This is a genomic window from Streptomyces sp. NBC_00377 (assembly GCF_036075115.1).
Lineage (GTDB): Bacteria > Actinomycetota > Actinomycetes > Streptomycetales > Streptomycetaceae > Streptomyces.
Genome location: NZ_CP107958.1, coordinates 3,071,519 through 3,088,569 on the forward strand (window position 1 = coordinate 3,071,519; position 17,051 = coordinate 3,088,569).

General features: G+C 71.8%; 13 protein-coding genes. 9 read left to right on the forward strand and 4 right to left on the reverse strand.

Annotated elements, in window-relative coordinates:
* Window positions 1-13 precede the first annotated feature (13 nt).
* Window positions 14-1,225: an acetyl-CoA C-acetyltransferase gene (locus OHS71_RS13715; RefSeq protein ID WP_328479663.1), complete on the reverse strand. Its 1,212-nt coding sequence runs from the start codon at window positions 1,223-1,225 to the stop codon at window positions 14-16.
* A 151-nt stretch (window positions 1,226-1,376) separates the two neighbouring features.
* Here OHS71_RS13715 and mce point away from each other — a divergent pair, with 151 nt between their 5' ends.
* The 7 genes from mce to OHS71_RS13750 all read left to right on the forward strand — a co-directional run bounded on the left by mce (window position 1,377) and on the right by OHS71_RS13750 (window position 11,210).
* Window positions 1,377-1,817, forward strand: a complete 441-nt coding sequence (gene mce / locus OHS71_RS13720) for a methylmalonyl-CoA epimerase (RefSeq protein WP_057603473.1) — start codon at window positions 1,377-1,379, stop codon at window positions 1,815-1,817.
* A 232-nt stretch (window positions 1,818-2,049) separates the two neighbouring features.
* Window positions 2,050-5,931 (forward strand): polarized growth protein Scy, encoded by a 3,882-nt coding sequence (gene scy, locus OHS71_RS13725; RefSeq protein ID WP_328479664.1) that lies wholly within the window; start codon window positions 2,050-2,052, stop codon window positions 5,929-5,931.
* A gap of 183 nt (window positions 5,932-6,114) precedes the next feature.
* Window positions 6,115-7,053: a cellulose-binding protein gene (locus OHS71_RS13730; RefSeq protein WP_328479665.1), complete on the forward strand. Its 939-nt coding sequence runs from the start codon at window positions 6,115-6,117 to the stop codon at window positions 7,051-7,053.
* 85 nt (window positions 7,054-7,138) lie between these two features.
* Window positions 7,139-8,134 (forward strand): ABC transporter ATP-binding protein, encoded by a 996-nt coding sequence (locus tag OHS71_RS13735; protein WP_328479666.1) that lies wholly within the window; start codon window positions 7,139-7,141, stop codon window positions 8,132-8,134.
* 2 nt (window positions 8,135-8,136) lie between these two features.
* Window positions 8,137-8,907, forward strand: a complete 771-nt coding sequence (locus OHS71_RS13740; RefSeq protein ID WP_328484503.1) for an ABC transporter permease — start codon at window positions 8,137-8,139, stop codon at window positions 8,905-8,907.
* 111 nt (window positions 8,908-9,018) lie between these two features.
* Window positions 9,019-10,332, forward strand: a complete 1,314-nt coding sequence (locus OHS71_RS13745) for an ABC transporter ATP-binding protein (protein WP_328479667.1) — start codon at window positions 9,019-9,021, stop codon at window positions 10,330-10,332.
* Entirely contained in the window at window positions 10,329-11,210 is an 882-nt protein-coding gene (locus OHS71_RS13750; RefSeq protein ID WP_328479668.1) for an ABC transporter permease subunit, read from the forward strand. Before OHS71_RS13745 ends, OHS71_RS13750 begins: the two co-directional genes overlap by 4 nt.
* Before the next feature lie 4 nt (window positions 11,211-11,214).
* Here the strand turns inward: OHS71_RS13750 and OHS71_RS13755 are convergent, their stop codons facing one another.
* Window positions 11,215-11,547 carry an ATP/GTP-binding protein gene (locus OHS71_RS13755; RefSeq protein WP_328479669.1) on the reverse strand — a complete coding sequence of 111 codons (333 nt, stop codon included), beginning with the start codon at window positions 11,545-11,547 and terminating at the stop codon, window positions 11,215-11,217.
* 220 nt (window positions 11,548-11,767) lie between these two features.
* On the opposite strand from OHS71_RS13755, the gene OHS71_RS13760 reads away from it, so the two are divergent.
* Window positions 11,768-12,796, forward strand: coding sequence for an LLM class flavin-dependent oxidoreductase (locus OHS71_RS13760; protein WP_328479670.1), 1,029 nt, complete (start codon window positions 11,768-11,770; stop codon window positions 12,794-12,796).
* Window positions 12,797-12,879: 83 nt separating this feature from the next.
* On the opposite strand, the gene OHS71_RS13765 is transcribed toward OHS71_RS13760, so the two are convergent.
* Complete coding sequence (locus OHS71_RS13765) at window positions 12,880-13,272, reverse strand: SCO5389 family protein (protein WP_307165450.1); 393 nt, start codon at window positions 13,270-13,272, stop codon at window positions 12,880-12,882.
* Between the two features lie 321 nt (window positions 13,273-13,593).
* Between OHS71_RS13765 and nucS the strand changes: the two genes are divergently transcribed.
* On the forward strand, window positions 13,594-14,265 hold the full coding sequence (gene nucS, locus OHS71_RS13770) for an endonuclease NucS (RefSeq protein WP_328479671.1): 672 nt from the start codon (window positions 13,594-13,596) through the stop codon (window positions 14,263-14,265).
* Window positions 14,266-14,338: 73 nt separating this feature from the next.
* Here the strand turns inward: nucS and OHS71_RS13775 are convergent, their stop codons facing one another.
* Entirely contained in the window at window positions 14,339-16,849 is a 2,511-nt protein-coding gene (locus tag OHS71_RS13775; RefSeq protein WP_328479672.1) for an ATP-binding protein, read from the reverse strand.
* Window positions 16,850-17,051 lie beyond the last annotated feature (202 nt).

Here is a 17,051-nt window from a genome sequence, read left to right on the forward strand (position 1 = left end):
CGTACGACGGAACTCAGGCCTTGGGCACCCGCACGATCAGCGCGTCGCCCTGACCGCCGCCGCCGCACAGCGCGGCCGCTCCGACGCCGCCGCCGCGGCGCTTGAGCTCGAGGGCCAGGTGCAGGACGAGGCGGGCGCCGGACATGCCGATCGGGTGACCCAGGGCGATGGCACCCCCGTTGACGTTCACCTTGTCCGTGGACACGCCGAGGTCCTTCATCGACTGCACGGCGACGGCGGCGAAGGCCTCGTTGATCTCGACGAGGTCGAGGTCGGAGACCTCCAGGCCGTCCTTCTTCAGGGCGTGCAGGATGGCGTTGGAGGGCTGGGACTGGAGCGAGTTGTCCGGGCCTGCCACGTTGCCGTGGGCGCCGATCTCGGCGATCCACTCCAGGCCGAGCTCCTGGGCCTTCGCCTTGCTCATCACGACGACGGCCGCCGCGCCGTCGGAGATCTGCGAGGAGGTGCCCGCGGTGATCGTGCCGTCCTTGGTGAAGGCCGGCCGGAGCCTGCCCAGGGACTCCGCCGTGGTGTCGGCGCGGATACCTTCGTCCTTGCTGAAGAGGACCGGCTCGCCCTTGCGCTGCGGGATCTCGACCGGGGTGATCTCCGCCTCGAAGATGCCGTTCTTCTGCGCGGCGGCGGCCCTCTGATGGCTCAGCGCGGCGATCTCGTCCTGCTCGGGACGCGCGATCCCGAGCCGCGTGTTGTGCTTCTCCGTCGACTCGCCCATGGCGATGTTCTCGAAGGCGTCGGTCAGACCGTCGTACGCCATCGCGTCGAGCATCTCGATCGCGCCGTACTTGAAGCCCTCACGGGACTTCGGCAGCAGGTGGGGGGCGTTGGTCATGGACTCCTGGCCGCCCGCCACCACGATGTCGAACTCACCCGCGCGGATCAGCTGGTCGGCCAGCGCGATCGCGTCGAGGCCCGACAGACACACCTTGTTCACGGTGAGCGCGGGGACGTTCATGGGGATGCCGGCCTTGACCGCGGCCTGGCGGGCCGGGATCTGCCCCGCCCCGGCCTGGAGCACCTGGCCCATGATCACGTACTGCACCTGGTCGCCACCGATCCCCGCACGGTCGAGGGCGGCCTTGATCGCGAAACCGCCGAGGTCGGCTCCGGAGAAGGACTTGAGGGAGCCCAGCAGCCGTCCCATGGGCGTACGTGCGCCCGCGACGATCACCGAGGTCGTGCCGTTGGAGCCAGTCGATCCAGTCATGAGCTGCGATTCCCCTTACCGGCCTGCACAGGCCGAGGAGTGAACGAGGGTTTACTTCGAATGTACTGAGCGGTAGTCCGCCCCGTCACCGGCCCTTCAGTGTGATCGCGCGCACGTTGCGTAACCATCTCCGGCGCGCTGCACTGACACCATGCTGACGCGAATCGACCACATCGGGATCGCCTGCCACGACCTCGACGCCACCGTCGAGTTCTACCGGTCCACCTACGGCTTCGAGGTGTTCCACTCCGAGGTCAACGAGGAGCAGGGTGTGCGGGAGGCCATGCTCAAGATCAACGATACCTCCGACGGCGGTGCCTCCTACCTGCAACTTCTCGAGCCGACGCGGCCGGACTCGACCGTCGCCAAGTGGCTCGACAAGAACGGCGAGGGCGTCCACCACATCGCTTTCGGTACGGCGGACGTCGACGCGGACGCCGCGGACATCAAGGACAAGGGCGTACGCGTTCTGTACGAAGAGCCGCGACGCGGCTCCATGGGGTCACGGATCACCTTCCTGCATCCGAAGGATTGCCACGGAGTACTGACAGAACTGGTCACATCGGCGCCTGTTGAGTCACCTGAGCACTGACCCCCGTACATATGGGCCGGTAGGGTTGGGGGCGGTCGCCGCTCACACCGGGGCGACCCGGTCCTGCCGTACGGCGGCGGGACGCAGCCGGGGTCCGGGTTTCGGGGGACGAGCGTCGGGGCGGCAGCCCATGCTCCGCCGTTGATCTGACACCATTCCCCGGGAGCCCCGTCCGGCGGATGGACGGAGCTCGTTCGGGAAGCTTGCGACCAGGGACGGATGGGACCGCGCAGTGCGGGGCTACGAGAGCCAGGAGCGGGAGCCGGCGGCTGACGTCGACCACCTGACTCGGTTCGAAGCCGAGATGAAGCGGCTGAAGACCGAGCGGGAAAAGGCGATCCAGCATGCCGAGGACCTCGGCTACCAGGTCGAGGTGCTGCGCGCCAAGTTGCACGAGGCGCGCCGCACCATCATGTCCCGGCCCGCCTTCGACGGCGGCGACATCGGGTACCAGGCCGAGCAGTTGCTGCGCAACGCGCAGATGCAGGCCGACCAGCTGCGCCAGGACGCCGAACGGGAGCTGAGCCAGGCCCGGGCGCAGACCCAGCGGATCCTCCAGGAGCACGCCGAGCAGGCGGCCCGGCTCCAGGCGGAGCTGCACCAGGAGGCGGTGGCCCGCCGCCAGCAGCTCGACCAGGAACTGGCGGAGCGCCGGCAGAACGTCGAGTCGCACGTCAACGAGAACGTGGCGTGGGCCGAGCAGCTGCGGGCCCGCACCGAGGCGCAGGCGCGCCGCCTGCTCGACGAGTCGCGTGCCGAGGCCGAGCAGGCCCTGACGGCCGCCCGCGCCGAGGCCGAACGGGTGGCCGCGGAGGCCCGCCAGCGGCTCCAGGCCGACGCCGAGGCGACCCGCGCGGAGGCCGAGCAACTGCTGCTGCGGGCCCGCACGGACGCCGAACGGCTGCTCAACGCCGCCTCCAGCCAGGCCCAGGAGGCCAGCGACCACGCCGAGCAGCTGCGCACCTCCACCGTCACGGAGTCCGACGCGGCCCGCCGCCAGGCGGGTGAGCTGAGCCGCGCCGCCGAGCAGCGCATGTCCGAGGCGGAGGAGGCGCTGCGCAAGGCGCAGGCCGAGGCCGACAAGGTCCTCACGGAGGCGAAGACCGCCGCCGAGAAGGCGCTCGCCGGCGCGGAGGCCGCCAAGGAGCAGCGCACCCGTACGGCGAAGGAGCAGGTCGCCCGGCTGGTCAGCGAGGCCACCAAGGAGGCCGAGACCACCAAGGCGGAAGCCGAGCAGCTCGTCGCCGACGCCCGCGCCGAGGCCGAGAAGATCGTCGCGGAGGCCTCCGAGAAGGCCCGCACGCTCACCGCCGAGGAGAGCGCGACCCAGCTGTCGAAGGCGGCGAAGACCGCCGAGGACGTCCTGAACAAGGCGCAGGAGGAGGCGCAGAACACCACCAAGGCCGCCGCCGAGGAGGCCGAGCGGATCCGTCGCGAGGCGGAGACCGAGGCGGACCGGCTGCGCGCCGAGGCGCACGACATCGCCGAGCAGCTCAAGGGTTCGGCGAAGGACGACACCAAGGAGTACCGCGCCAAGACGGTCGAGCTCCAGGAGGAGGCCCGCCGGCTGCGCGGCGAGGCCGAGCAGCTGCGCGCCGACGCGGTCGCCGAGGGCGAGAAGATCCGCGCGGAGGCCCGCAAGGAGGCCGTCCAGCAGATCGAGGAGGCGGCCAGGACCGCCGAGGAGCTGCTGTCCAAGGCGAAGGCCGACGCGGACGAGCTGCGCCAGAAGGCCACCTCGGACAGCGAGAAGGTGCGCACCGAGGCCATCGAGCGCGCCACCACGCTGCGCCGGCAGGCCGAGGACACCCTGGAGCGCACCCGGGCGGAGGCCGAGCGCTCCCGCGAGGAGGCGGTGGAGCTCGCCGAGACCATCACCTCGAACGCCGAGCAGGCGGCCCGCGAGCTGCGCGAGGAGACCGAGCGCGGGATCGACGCCCGCCGGGCGGAAGCCGCCGACGAGCTGACCCGGCTGCACACGGAGGCGGAGACCCGGCTCGCCTCCGCCGAGCAGGCGCTGACCGACGCCCGCGAGGAGGCCGCCCGGATCCGCCGCGAGGCGGGCGAGGAGACCGAGCGGCTGCGCTCGGAGGCCACGGAACGGATCCGCACGCTCCAGCAGCAGGCCGACGCGGAGGCGGACCGGCTGCGCAACGAGGCCGCCGCCGACGCGTCCGCCTCGCGCGCCGAGGGCGAGGCCGTCGCCGTACGGCTGCGTTCGGAGGCCGCCGCCGAGGCGGAGCGGCTGAAGTCGGAGGCGCAGGACACCGCCGACCGGGTACGCGCGGAGGCGCAGGCCGCTGCCGAGCGGCTGGCCACCGAGGCGTCCGAGACGCTGGCCGCCGCCCAGGAGGAGGCGCTCCGGCGCCGCCGCGAGGCCGAGGAACTCCTCGGTTCCGCCCGCCAGGAGGCCGACCAGGAGCGCGAGCAGGCCCGTCGGCAGAGCGAGGAGCTGCTGGCCTCGGCGCGCAAGCGCGTGGAGGAGGCGCAGACCGAGGCCGTGCGGCTGGTCGAGGAGGCCGACCGGCGCGCGGGCGAGATGGTGTCGGCGGCCGAGCAGCACGCGCAGCAGGTCCGGGAGTCCGTGGCCGGGCTGCACGAGCAGGCGCAGGACGAGATCAACGGGTTGCGCTCCGCCGCCGAGCACGCGGCGGACCGTACCCGGCGCGAGGCGGAGGCGGAGGCGGACCGGGTCCGTTCCGACGCCTACGCGGTGCAGGAGCGGGCCACCGACGACGCGAACCGGGTCCGGCGGGAGGCGAGCCAGGCCGCGGAGGCCGCGCAGGCGTTGGCCGAGCGCACCGTGGGCGAGGCGATCGCGGAGGCGGAGCGGCTGCGCTCGGAGGCGTCCGCGCACGCCCAGCGGGTGCGCACCGAGGCCTCGGACACCATTGCCCAGGCCGACCAGGACGCGTCCCGCACCCGTGCGGACGCCCGGGACGACGCGAACCGCATCCGCTCGGACGCGGCGACGCAGGCCGACACCCTCATCACCGAGGCCCGCAGCGAGGCGGAGCGGCTCCAGACGGAGACCATCGTGGAGGCCGAGCGCCTCCAGTCCGAGACGATCGCGGAGGCCGAGCGCCTGCGGGCCGAGTCGGTCGCCAAGGCGGAGAAGCTGATCTCGGACGCCGCCGGGGACGCGGAGCGGCTGCGCGCCGAGGCCGCCGAGACGGTGGGTTCCGCCCAGCGGCACGCCGAGCGGATCCGCGCCGAGTCGGAGCGGGTGAGGACCGAGGCGGCGGCGGAGGCCGACCGTCTGATGAGCGTCGCCCGCGAGGAGGCCGACTCCACGCTGGACGAGGCCCGCAAGGAGGCCAACAAGCGGCGCTCCGAGGCTGCCGAGCAGGTCGACACCCTCATCACGGAGACCGCCGCCGAGGCGGACAAGCTGCTCACCGAGGCGCAGCAGCAGGCGCAGAAGACCACCGCGGACGCGGAGGCGCAGGCCGACTCGATGGTGGGCGCGGCCCGCAACGAGGCGGAGCGGCTCGTCTCCGAGGCGACGGTCGAGGGCAACTCCCGGGTGGAGAAGGCTCGTACGGACGCGGACGAACTGCTGGTCGGCGCCCGCCGGGACGCGACCGCGATAAGGGAGCGGGCGGAGGACCTGCGCGACCGCATCACCAACGAGATCGAGGGGCTGCACGAGCGGGCCCGCCGTGAGGCCGCCGAGACGATGAAGTCGACCGGCGACCGCTGCGACGCGCTGATCAAGGCGGCCGAGGAGCAGCTCGCCAAGGCGCAGGCGAAGGCCAAGGAGCTGGTGTCGGACGCCAACTCGGAGGCGGGCAAGGTCCGCATCGCCGCGGTGAAGAAGGCGGAGGGGCTGCTCAAGGAGGCCGAGCAGAAGAAGTCGACGCTGGTGCGGGAGGCCGAGGAGCTCAAGGCCGAGGCGATCCGCGAGGCGCGGCGCACGGTCGAGGAGGGCAAGCGCGAGCTGGAGGTCCTGGTGCGGCGGCGTGAGGACATCAACGCCGAGATCTCCCGGGTCCAGGACGTGCTGGAGGCGCTGGAGTCCTTCGAGATCCCGACCGGCGGCAAGGACGGGGTCGTCAAGGCGAGCGCGACGATCGGCGCGCCACGATCGGGTGGGAAGGCCTCGGACGGATAGCGGAATGTGTGAATTGCGTTAAAGTCTCACGCCGTAGGCCGCACCTTTGGCAAGTGGTCCCCGGTTCAGCCACCCAAAAGGGGTGTCATTCTCCAGATCAAACACGTATACGCTCGATGACACACCGTTCTGGGCCCTAGGATTCCACCTATCACCTCACCGGTCTCATTCGACAGGAACCCCATGAGCGACACTTCCCCCTACGGCTTCGAGCTTGTGCGGCGTGGATACGACCGCGCTCAGGTGGACGAACGCATCTCGAAGCTCGTCTCCGACCGCGACAGCGCTCTGGCTCGTATCACTGCTCTGGAAAAGCGCATCGAGGAGCTGCACCTCGAGACGCAGAACGCCCAGGCCCAGGTGAGCGACGCCGAGCCGTCGTACGCCGGTCTCGGCGCGCGTGTCGAGAAGATCCTCCGCCTCGCCGAGGAAGAGGCCAAGGACCTGCGCGAGGAGGCCCGTCGCGCGGCCGAGCAGCACCGTGAGCTCGCCGAGTCGGCGGCCCAGCAGGTGCGCAACGACGCAGAGTCGTTCTCTGCGGAGCGCAAGGCCAAGGCGGAGGACGAGGGCGTCCGGATCGTCGAGAAGGCCAAGAGCGACGCGTCGCAGCTGCGCTCCGAGGCGCAGAAGGACGCTCAGTCGAAGCGTGAGGAGGCGGACGCCCTCTTCGAGGAGACCCGCGCCAAGGCCGCGCAGGCCGCCGCGGACTTCGAGACCAACCTCGCCAAGCGCCGCGAGCAGTCGGAGCGCGACCTGGCGTCCCGTCAGCAGAAGGCGGAGAAGCGTCTCGCGGAGATCGAGCACCGCGCCGAGCAGCTGCGCCTGGAGGCGGAGAAGCTGCGCACCGACGCCGAGCGTCGCGCCCGTCAGACCGTCGAGACGGCGCAGCGCCAGGCCGAGGACATCGTGGCCGACGCCAACGCCAAGGCCGACCGGATCCGTTCCGAGTCCGAGCGCGAGCTGGCGGCTCTCACCAACCGCCGCGACTCGATCAACGCCCAGCTGACGAACGTCCGCGAGATGCTCGCCACGCTCACCGGTGCCGCGGTGGCCGCGGCCGGCACGCCGTCCACGGACGACGAGCCGGTCTCCCGTGGGGTTCCGGCGCAGCAGTCCCGGTAACGTCCGGGGGTACGACGACCGAACATCGGTGAAGCCCTCTGCCACTCCGGTGGCAGAGGGCTTTGCCGCGCTCTAGCGTGGCCGCATGATCGAGTTGTCCGGCCTGACGAAGCGGTACGGCGGGAAGATCGCGGTGAACGACCTCACCTTCACCGTCAGACCGGGCATCGTCACGGGCTTCCTCGGCCCCAACGGCGCCGGCAAGTCCACCACCATGCGGATGGTGCTCGGCCTCGACCGGCCGACCGGTGGGGACGTGCGGATCGACGGGCAGCACTACGACCGGCTGAAGGACCCCCTCAAGTACATCGGCGCCCTGCTGGACGCCAAGGCGATGCACGGCGGGCGCAGCGCGTTCAACCATCTGCTGTGCCTGGCCCAGAGCAACGGCATCGAAAAGAGCCGGGTGCACGAGGTGCTGGACACCGTCGGGCTCACCTCCGTGGCGAGGAAGAAGGCGAAGGGGTTCTCGCTGGGCATGGGGCAGCGGCTCGGCATCGCGGGCGCGCTGCTCGGGGACCCGCGGATCCTGATGTTCGACGAGCCGGTCAACGGTCTCGACCCCGAGGGCATTCACTGGATCCGCAACCTGATGAAGTCACTCGCGGCCCAGGGGCGGACCGTGTTCGTCTCCTCCCATCTGATGAGCGAGATGGCGCTGACCGCCGATCATCTCGTCGTCATCGGACAGGGCCGGCTGCTCGCCGACACCTCCATGGCCGACTTCATCGCGCAGAACTCGCGCTCGTTCGTCCGCATCCGCACCCCTCAGCGGGAGCGGCTGCTCGATGTGCTGCACGACGCCGGGATCCCGGTCGTCGAGACCGGCAGCGGGGTGCTGGAGGTCGACGACGGCAAGTCCGAGCACATCGGGGAGCTGGCCGCCCGGCACCAGATCGTGCTGCACGAGCTGAGCCCTCAGCGGGCCTCGCTCGAGGAGGCGTTCATGCAGCTGACCGCGGAGTCGGTGGAGTACCACGCGCACTCGGACGCGCCCGAGGACGCGCTGCTCGGCCCGCTCACGGAGACACCCCCCGAACCGCCCCGGCAGCCGTGGGGCGACGACTGGACGAGGAGCTGATGATGGCGGCGACCCAGGTCGTCCGATCCGAGTGGACCAAGATCCGGTCGGTGGCCTCCACCGTCTGGACGCTCTCCCTCGCCGTGGTCGTCACCGTCGCCCTCGGCATGCTGATCTCGGCGCTCTCCCGGCACGAGTTCGACAACATGAGCCGCGACGACCGGCTCTCGTTCGACCCCACCTTCATCAGCTTCGCCGGGATGAGCCTCGGCCAGCTCGCGATGATCGTGTTCGGGGTGCTGGTGGTGTCGAACGAGTACAGCACCGGCATGATCCGCACCTCGCTGGCCGCCGTGCCGCAGCGTGGCGCCTTCCTGTTCAGCAAGATCGCGGTGGCGACGGGGCTGGCGCTGGCCGTGGGACTCGCCACCAGCTTCGTCACGTTCTTCCTGGGGCAGGCCATGCTCGGCTCCCACCGGGCGTCGATCAGCGACAGCGGTGTCCTGCGGGCGGTCATCGGCGGCGGTCTGTACATGACGCTCATCGCGGTGTTCTCGATGGGCGTGGCCACGATGCTGCGCTCGCCGATGCTGTCGCTGGGCATCCTGATGCCGTTCTTCTTCCTGATCTCCAACATCCTGGGCAACGTCTCCGCGACGAAGAAGATCGGCCGGTATCTGCCCGACCAGGCGGGCAGCAAGATCATGCAGGTGGTCACGCCGATCGACGACGACACCCCGTACGGGCCCTGGGGAGGGTTCGCCATCATGGCGGTGTGGGCGGTCGCCGCGCTCGCCAGCGGGTACCTCCTGCTGAAGAAACGCGACGCGTAACGCTTTGGGCTTTGCTTTCATTTGAGCGGAACCGTCAGCGCCCCGATAGTCTCCTAACCCTTACGGGGGCGTGTGCCCTGCTGTCCTGAACCTTTTCGATGGGTGCGGAGCATGATCGAAGCAGTCGGCCTGACCAAGCGCTACGGCGACAAGACCGCTGTGTACAACCTTTCCTTCCAGGTGCGGCCCGGCGCGGTCACCGGCTTCCTAGGGCCCAACGGCTCGGGCAAGTCGACGACCATGCGCATGATCCTGGGCCTGGACAACCCGACCGCCGGCACGGTGACGATCGGCGGCTACCCGTACCGCAAGCTGCCGAACGCCGCACGCCAGGTGGGCGCCCTGCTGGACGCCAAGGCGGTGCACGGCGGCCGGCACGCCCGCAACCACCTGCTGAGCCTGGCCCAGCTGTCCGGTATCCCGGCCCGGCGGGTCGACGAGGTCCTCGGTGTGGTCGGCCTCCAGGACGTGGCCCGCAAGCGTTCCAAGGGCTTCTCGCTGGGCATGGGCCAGCGGCTCGGCATCGCGGCCGCGCTGCTGGGCGACCCGCAGGTGCTGCTCTTCGACGAGCCGGTCAACGGTCTCGACCCGGAGGGCATCCTCTGGGTGCGCAACCTGATGAAGTCGCTGGCCGCCGAGGGCCGCACGGTGTTCGTCTCCTCCCACCTCATGAGCGAGATGGCGGTGACCGCCGACCATCTGATCGTCATCGGGCGCGGACAGCTGCTCTCCGACATGAGCGTGACGGACTTCATCTCGGCGAACTCCGCCGACTTCGCGCGCGTACGCACCCCGCACACCGAGCCCTCGCTGCGCGAGAAGCTGGCCTCCGCGCTCACCGAGGCCGGCGGCCATGTGCTGCCGGAGCAGGACGGCGCGCTGCGGGTGACCGGGCTTGCGCTGCCCCGCATCAGCGACATCGCCCACGAGGCCGACGTACGCCTGTGGGAGCTGTCGCCGCACCAGGCTTCGCTGGAGGAGGCGTACATGCGGATGACGCAGGGCGCCGTCGACTACCGGTCCACCATCGACCAGAAGGCCGGTCTCCAGCAGCAGCTGCCGCCGGGCGCGCAGCCGCCGATGCCGGTGCCGGGCCAGGGCCAGCCGGGCTGGTACGCCCCGCCGCCCCCGCAGCAGCCCGGGTACGCGTCCCCGCAGCCGGCACAGGCGCCGCCGGCGGCCTCCTACGGGGCGTACGGCGCCCCGGGGGCGCCCGCCGCGCCGCCCGGCCCGAGCGGGGCCAACCCGTACGCGCAGGCGCCCGTACAGGCCCCGGCCCAGCCGGCCGCCCCGGTCGCGCCCGCGCCCCAGGCTCCGGCCGCCGCCGCGTCGCAGGACACGGCACCGGCCGCCCCCGTACAGGCACCCGCCACCCCCGTTGCCGCGCCCGACGCCGCCCCGACCAAGTCCGAGGACGCCCGATGAGCACCCCGCAGCACCCGTCGCCGCAGGCCGCGCCCGCCTGGCAGGCGGCGCCCGGTCCCTCGTACGCCACGGCCGGTCCGGTGTACACCTCACCGATCCCGATCGTGCGCACGCACCTCGGGCACGCCGTCACCTCGGAGTGGACGAAGATCCGGTCGGTGCGCTCCACCATGTGGACGCTGGGCGTGTTCGTGCTGCTCGTCGTCGGCATCGGACTGCTGGCGGGGGCGGTCGTCGCCTCCAACGCGTCTCCTGAGGACCTGGAGGGCGACACCGCTCTGTCGTTCGGCTTCTTCGGGCTGCTCCTGGGCAGCATGTGCGTCATCACGCTGGGCGTGCTGACCACGGCCTCGGAGTACGGCACCGGCATGATCCGCACGACGATGGTGGCCTGCCCGTCCCGTGGCCGGGTCCTCGCGGCCAAGGCGGTCGTGTTCTTCGCCGTCGCGTTCGTCGTCACGCTCCTGTCCTCGGGCTTCGTCGCCCTGGTGGACGTGGGCATGCTGGGCGACGCCCGGCAGCCGTCCGCCGGGGAGTGGCTGAAGGCCACCTTCGGCGTATCCCTCTACATTGCGCTGCTCGGGCTGATCTCGCTGGCCGTCGGCTCGATCATCCGGCACTCGGCCGGCGCCATCACCATCATGATCGGCGTCCTGCTGGCCCCGCTGGTCATCGCGATCTTCATGTTCTCGTCCTCCCTCGAGGACCTGCGCCAGGCCCTGTTCGAGTACTCGATCCCGAACCAGCTGAGCGTCTTCTACTCCACCTCGCTCAGCGACAGCGGCCCGAGCGGCTGGGACCCGCTGTGGATCGCGCTCGGGCTGACCGCCGTCGCGCTCGGCGCGGCCTTCGCCCTGCTGGAGAAGCGCGACGTGTGAGCCGCTAGAACTTCGGCGCGTTACGGGACCGCCGCACCCCCGGGGTGCGGCGGTCCCGTGCGTTCCAGCACGCCTTGTGCCAGTGCCGGCGGTCGTCGACGCCCGCGTGCTCGGGCCAGGCGACGACATGCGGCACACCGTCGGGGATCAACTGGTCGCAGCCGGGGCACCGGTACGCCTTGCCCTGCGCGCTGGCTCCCGCCACGTGCCGTACGCTCCACTGCTCGCCCTGCCAGCTCTCCCCCGACTGCCAGCCCCCGTACCGGCTCTCGCGGTCGTCCTCGGCGCTCCGGGCGGACGAGCCCTCACCCTTGGGTCGGTTGCGACGCGGGGACACGGGACACCTCACGGGGCTATACAGGGAGCAGGAGCGGTGTCCAGCCTACGCGGCGTGCGCGCGGGTATCCGTAGGGCAGCGGTCCCCCAAGTCGCCCTCCCGGACGTCCATTCTCCAGACAATCCGCAAATCTCTCCGCCAGGCCGTGTCCTCGGCACGTGTCGGACGGTTATGCCGGGTGGGGGAGCTCCGTGTCGGAGCCAAGGAAGCAGGAAAGTCCATGCGCGTTGGAAGTTTCGTGTTGGGAGCCCAGTTCCCCGGCCAGGGTCAGGGTGAGGCGCTGCACCGCGCGGTCCGCTCGGCCGAGGTGGCCGAGGAGGCGGGCCTCGACTCGGTCTGGCTGGCCGAACACCACTTCGTGCCCTACGGCACCTGCCCGTCGGCGGTCACGCTCGCCGCTCTGCTGCTGGGCCGCACCCGCCGCCTCCGGGTGGGCACGGCGGTCAGCGTACTGCCCACCGTCCACCCCGTCGCCCTGGGCGAGCAGGCCGCGCTGCTGCACCTGACGAGCGGCGGCCGCTTCTCGCTGGGCGTGGGGCGCGGCGGCCCGTGGGTCGACCTGGAGGTGTTCGGCTCGGGCCTGAAGGCGTACGAGCAGGGCTTCCCGGAATCACTCGATCTGCTGGTGCGCTGGCTGCGTGAACCCTCGGTGGGGGCCGACGGCGAGCGTTTCCGCTTCCGCGAAGTCCCCGTCGTGCCCAGGCCGTCGGAGGCGCTGACGGACGCGGCGGGCCCGGAGATCGTCGTCGCGTGCACCTCGCCCGCGAGCGTACGGCTGGCCGCAGAGCGCGGACTGCCGATGCTCCTCGGCATGCACGTGGGGGACGAGGAGAAGGCGGAGATGGTCGCCCTGTGGCGGCAGCACGCGCGCGCGGCCGGGCGGTCCGGGGACGAGATCCGGGGCGCCGCGCATGTCTCGGCGGGCGTCTGCCAGATCGCGGACCGGCGCACGGACGCGGTGGAGACCCTGGTGAAGGCGATGCCGGGCTGGCTGAAGCAGGGGCTCGACGCTCATACGACGGTCGACGGCCGGCCCCGCTCCATGCGGGACCCGGTCGCGTACACCGAACTGCTCTGCGGACTGCACCCGGTGGGCACCCCGCGGCTGTGCGCAGACCGCCTCGCGGCGACCAGCGAGCGCACCGGCATCTCCCGTTTCGCGCTGCTGGTCGAAGGCTCCGGCGACCTGGCGGCCACGGAGGAGAACGTACGGCGGCTGGGCTCGGAGGTGCTCCCCCACCTCCGGTGAACAGCCCAACCGGCCGCGAGGCTTGCCGCTCCTGTACTGATGGAACCTCCCGCGTCAGGAGCGGCAAGCAACAGGCTCACGTGTCAGCAGTCCCGGAATTCCGGGGACTGGTTCAGCACCTGGCTACGTACCGAGGTGAAGCGGACGAGCTTCTCGTCGACAGCCGGCTCCAACGGGAACACCGCCACCCGGTGGCAGTTCTGGAAGGCCAGCCGCACACCGAAGTGCCGCTGAAGCGCGCCGCGTATGGCGTCACTCGCGAGCGCGCGCAGCAACTGCCCGCGTGCCTGCTCGTCCGGCGGGGGCGTCTGGTTGTCGGCGAAGTCTCCGCCGTCCACCTTCAGCTGGGCCACCAGGGAGCTGACCATCTCCCATGCGTAGGGCAGGGAGGTCCGGACGCAGTCGACGAATTCTGCTTCGTCGACCTCGCCTCGCTCGGCCTGTTCGAGTAGGGCCGGTGAGACGTCGAGCGACATGGGTACTCCTCTCGCACCCCCGGGAACATCAGGGGTTGCCGGACAGGGAAAGGGAGTTCGCATGCCGAAACACCGCACACGCTGAGTACACGCATCGCGACCTCCCGTTCACTACGGTAGGCAACGGACCGTGACCGCACCAGGAGAATGGGCACATAGGGAACTCCGAGTAGGCACACAATCGGCCACTGTCGATCCACTGCCGAACGATTTGTTACCAGGTCGAAAGGGGCGGCCCGGAGTTGCCCCGGTGGAGGGTGAGGGCGGACGACAGGTGGGCGAATCGCGTGTCCGGTGGGGCGTCGGATAGCGTTGCGGACCATGCGTCTCGTCATCGCCCGGTGCTCCGTCGACTACGCCGGCCGGCTCACCGCCCACCTGCCCTCAGCCCCCCGTCTCATCCTGGTGAAGGCGGACGGCAGCGTCTCGATCCATGCGGACGACCGGGCCTACAAGCCCCTGAACTGGATGTCGCCGCCCTGCACCCTGAAGGAGGGCGCGGGCGAGGAGGAAGGCGTCTGGACCGTCGTCAACAAGGGCGGAGAGAAGCTCATCATCACGATGGAGGAGATCCTCCACGACTCGTCGCACGAACTCGGCGTCGATCCCGGCCTGATCAAGGACGGCGTGGAAGCGCACCTCCAGGAGCTGCTCGCCGACCGCATCGAGATCCTCGGCGAGGGGTACACCCTCATCCGCCGCGAGTACATGACCGCCATCGGCCCGGTCGACATCCTGTGCCGGGACGCGCAGGGGCAGACCGTCGCGGTCGAGATCAAGCGGCGCGGCGAGATCGACGGCGTCGAGCAACTCACGCGCTATCTGGAGCTGTTGAACCGCGACCCGCATCTCGCCCCGGTCCGCGGTGTCTTCGCGGCCCAGGAGATCAAGCCGCAGGCCCGTGTCCTCGCCACGGACCGCGGCATCGGCTGCCAGGTCCTGGACTACAACGCGATGCGGGGCATCGAGGACGACAAGCTGCGGCTGTTCTGACCCGCGTGGCCGGACGACCGAGAGGGCCGGGTTCCCGTGATCGGGAGCCCGGCCCTCTCGTGTGCCCGCAGGCTCAAACGATCTGGTCCGGCGAGACCCGGGCCGAGGGGCCGGCGGAGCTGACCGAGCTCGCGGGCGAGGAGGACATCGTGGTGTTGGCCGAGTTCGACGTCGGGGGCCCGGTGTCGGACGGGGGCGGGGTGGTGGTGCCGGACTGCGAGGCGGAGGGCGAGGGCGAGGCCGACGTACCGCTGCTGGTCGAGCTGGACGGCGACGAGGACGGCGACCCGGAGTGCGAGGCCGACGACGACGGCTTCGGCGGGCGGGACGAACTGCCGCCCCCCGGCCCGTGTGAGCTGCTCGCCTCCGACGACGGTGACGCCGTCCCCGTGGGCGTCGGGTCGTCCGAGGTGCCCATCGTCCCGTCCGGGCCCGGGTCCGTCGGCCTGCTGGTCGCCTCGCCCGTGTCGGCGGAGCCGCTGGTGCCGCCCGGGGCGTCCGGGCCCGGGCCGCCGTCGTCCAGACCGGTGGTGGCGGACGGCTGCACTCCGACGCGGTCGGAGGGGTCGTCGGCGTCGTTGTTGGAGGTCGCGCCGAGCGTCACGACCGTGCCGAGCACGGCGACGAGCAGCGCGCCCGCACCGGCCGCGACGAGGTTGCGCTTGGCCAGTCTCTTCAGACCGCCCCTGTTGTGCCGGACCGGCGGGCCGGGGAGCTCACGGCGGGCGACGACGGTCTCGGCCTCCGGCGGATAGGTCGGCAGCGCCGCCTGAATGCCGCGCGGCGGGGACGCCGACTCCTCGTGGCGGGCGTCGGGCACCTCCTCACCGGCCGTCGCCACCGCGAGGCCGGGTACATCCCCGGAGCGGTCGGCGACCAGGGCGAGGGCGCGGCGGCCGGCGACGGTGCCGCGCTTGTCGGCGATCGCCCCGCGCAGCGCGAGGGAGGCCTCCAGCTCGGAGCGTGCCCGGTCGAGCTGTCCGCCGCAGAGGGCGAGCACGCCCAGCTCGTGGTGGAAGTAGGCGCGGTCGGCGGACTCCCCGGCGAGCCGGGCGGCCTCGGCACCCTCGTGCAGGGTGTTCTCCCAGGCGCTCCAGTGCAGGCCCGCGGCGAAGGCGGGCGCGGCGGTGCGGGCGAGCCGGACGGCGACGGCCTCCTCGTCCTCCTCGGGCCTGGTGGTCGTGGGGACCGTCACGGTGAGGGCGGCGAGTACGGCGTCGGCCTCCGCGCACACCCGCTCGGGCGTGACCGAGGGGTGCCCGGCCCACCAGGCGTAGTGCTGGGCGGCGGCGCGGGCGCGGGTCTCGACGTCGTCGGCGTATCCGGCGGCCTCCAGCTGGGTCCGGACGCCGGCGGCGAGCCGGTAACGGGTGCCGACCGGGGAGACGAGTCCGCAGGCGGCCAGTTCGCCGAGGGCCGCGTCGGCGTGGGTGTCGCCGACCAGGGCGGGCAGGTGGGCCTGGTGCGGGACCTCGCCGTCCAGGGCGACGGCGAAGCGCAGGGTGGCCCGGGCGGAGGCGCTGAGGCGGGCGGCGAGCAGCGGCGCGGGCGCGGCGGCCTCACCGAGCGAGGGCAGGGGTATCTCCTCGGCCTCGCCGGCTCCGGCGAGGCCGTCGACGGACTCGGTGAACGGCCGGGCGTCCTCGAAGACGCCGAACGCGTCGACCGCGTCGGCTCCGGCCCGCAGCCGGTCGCGCTGCGAGAGCAGGGCGCCGGCCTGCACGAACCGCAGCGGCAGGCCCTCGGACTCGAACCACAGGTCGCCGGCCCAGTTGGCCTCCTCCTCGGTGAGGACGCGGCCGACGCCGTTCTCGATCACCTCGACGCCGCCGGCGCGGCCCAGTCCGCTGAGGACGACCTCCTCGACCGCCGATTCCGCGGAGGGCGGCGGGGTGTCCGGGGTCGCGCCGAGCAGGAAGGCGCACTCGGGCGTCGCGTCCAGCAGTTCGTCGAGGGCGGCGCCGCCCTGGTCGAGGTCGTCGACCACGACGACCGCGCCGATCTCGCGGACGAGGGCGCGCAGGTCGTCGTCCGCGGGGCGGTACAGCGGGGCGTCGTAGACGGCGTGGAACAGCTCGTGCATCAGGTCGGCCGTGGTGCGGCGGAAGCCGGTGAGGCGGACGACGCCGTCGGGGGCGAGGTCCTCGCAGTCCTCGGCGACCAGGTCGAGGAGGCTGGTGCGGCCGGAGCCTGCCGGTCCGGTGAGACGGACGGAGCGGCCGCGGGCCAGCAGTCGGACCAGCTGTTCGCGTTCGTCCTGGCGGCCCAGGAGAGGCTGCACGGGCCGGGCGTGGCCGGCGGGGGCGGGCGGCCGGGCGGCGCGCTCGGCCTCGGCGCGCTGCTCGGGCGTGCGCTTGGCGGGGCGCTGGGGTATCTCCGTGGGCGGGCAGAGTTCTATCTCGCTGCCGTCGACCGGATTGACCGTGAGCAGGTGTTCGCCGACGACCAGCCGTACGGTGCGGGCCAGGGCCGGCGCGTGCTGGCCGAAGTCGGGCGTGAGGGGGTCCCTGGACGGGCGCGGACGCGGCTGGGTCGCGTCGTCGTCCTGGCCGTACTCCTCGGGTCCCCGGACGTTCGGGTCCATAGGTTCAAGCCCCCCAAAAGCGTCGTGTGGCGGTAGCCCCTCCCGGCCTTGCTGCACACTTCGCTGTCGCGTCTGGTCCGGTGCCCGCTCGAGGGTGAGGGCGGCGGGCAGACGAACCGTAAACCTTCGCACAGTATCCAGGACAGCCCGGGGTGCCGGGCCGCCCGAAGCGTCACAGTCTCATGAGGATTGCGCCCGCCGT